Genomic DNA, 2012 nt, shown 5'->3' with positions numbered 1-2012 from the left:
CTTCAGGCGCCGCTGCTGCTGCCCGCGGACGAGGGTGTGCAGCTGCAGGTGGTGGTGGGTGCACCTGAGGACGGCGGACTGCGGCCGGTCACCATCCACTCCCGCCCCGAGGACAGCGACCAGCCCTGGACCCTGCACGCCGAGGGCCTGCTCTCCCCCGCCGCGGCCCTGGGCACCGACCTGACCGCCTGGCCCCCCGCCGACGCCGCACCCGTACCGGTCCAGGGCATGTACGACCACCTCGCCGCCCTCGGCCTCGACTACGGCCCCGCGTTCCAGGGCGTCACCGCCGCCTGGCGCACCGGAGACACCGTCCACGCCGAGGTCGAACTCCCCGAGCACGCCCACCCCGACGCCGCCCGCTTCGGCCTGCACCCCGCCCTGCTCGACGCCGTCCTGCACACCATCAGCCTCGGCCGCGACGGCGGCCTGGACCAGACCCTCCTGCCGTTCTCCTGGAACGGCGTCGCCCTGCACTCCGCAGGCGCCACCACCCTGCGGGTCCGCGTCACCGGCACCGCCGGCCACACCGTGGCCCTGCACGTCGCCGACGCCACCGGCTACCCCGTCCTGACCGTCGACGCCCTCGACCTGCGCCCCGTCACCGCCGAACAGCTCACCACCGCCACCACCGGCGCCGGCGCGGGCGGCACCCGGTTCACCGTCGACTGGACCGAACTCGCCCTCCCCGCAGCCGACCCCCAGCTGTCGATCGCCGAACTCGCCGACCTCGACAGCCTCGACAGCCTCGACACGGACGGCGTGCTGCCGGACGCGGTCCTCGCCAGGATCCAGGCCGCGCCCGGCGACACCCCCGACGCGGTCCGCGCCACCGCCCACCACACCCTGCACCTCCTGCAGCGCTGGCTCGCCGACGAGCGAACCACCGCCTCCCGCCTGGTGGTCACCACCCGCGGCGCCGTCGCCACCGACACCCCCGACCCCGCCCTCGCCCCCGTCTGGGGCCTGGTCCGCGCCGCCCAGGCCGAACACCCCGGCCGCCTCGTCCTCGCCGACCTCGACGACACCCCCGAAAGCCTCACCGCCCTCCACCGGGCCCTCACCACCGACGAACCCGAACTCGCCCTCCAAACAGGCACGGTGAGCGTCCCCCGACTCACCCGACTGTCCACCGACCCCGCAGCGCAACCGGCCCTCGACACCCGCGGAACGGTCCTGATCACCGGCGGCACCGGCGGCCTCGGCGCCATCGCCGCCCGCCACCTCGTCACCACCCACGGCATCCGCCACCTCCTCCTCACCAGCCGCCGCGGCCTCCAGGCCCCCGGCGCCGAGGAACTGGCCGCCGAGCTCGCCGAGTTGGGCGCCGAAACCACCATCGCGGCCTGCGACGCGGCCGACCGCACCGCGCTGGCCGACCTGCTCGCCACCATCCCCGCCGAACACCCCCTCACCGCCGTCCTCCACTTCGCCGGCGTCCTCGACGACGGACCCCTCACCACCATGACCACCGGCCAGCTCGACCGCGTCCTCGCCCCCAAGGCCGACGCCGCCTGGCACCTCCACGAACTCACCCGCCACCTCCCCCTCACCGCGTTCGTCCTCGCCTCCTCCCTCGCCGCCACCTGGGGCAACGCAGGCCAGGCCAACTACGCCGCCGCCAACACCCTCCTCAACACCCTCGCCACCCACCGCCACACCCAGGGCCTGCCCGCCACCGCCCTCGCCTACGGCCTCTGGACCACCGGCACCATGGCCGCCACCCTCACCGAAACAGACCTCCGCCGCCTCGCCAACGCCGGCATCCTCCCCCTCACCGACACCCAGGGCCTCACCGCCCTCGACACCGCACTCACCACCACCCAACCCCACCTCATCGCCGCCCGCCTCGACCTCAAAACCCTCACCGACCACACCCCCCAACGCCCCCTCCTGCGCCGCCTCATCACCCCCCGCATCCGCCGCGCCACCACAACCACCACCCGCACCACCACCGCCCTCCAAGACCACCTCGCCACCCTCGACGACACCACCCGCCAAACCCACCTCCT

General features: G+C 74.8%; 1 protein-coding gene. It reads left to right on the top strand.

Features of this window, described 5'->3' with window-relative positions; all coding sequences use genetic code 11:
• Positions 1-2012 (top strand): SDR family oxidoreductase (locus ACGFZP_RS39425; RefSeq protein WP_392942313.1); only part of this gene is annotated, 2012 nt, incomplete at both ends.

The sequence above is a fragment of the Kitasatospora sp. NPDC048239 genome, assembly GCF_043202015.1.
In the GTDB taxonomy this organism is placed as follows: Bacteria; Actinomycetota; Actinomycetes; order Streptomycetales; family Streptomycetaceae; genus Kitasatospora.
This window is presented reverse-complemented; position numbering and strand designations above follow the sequence as displayed.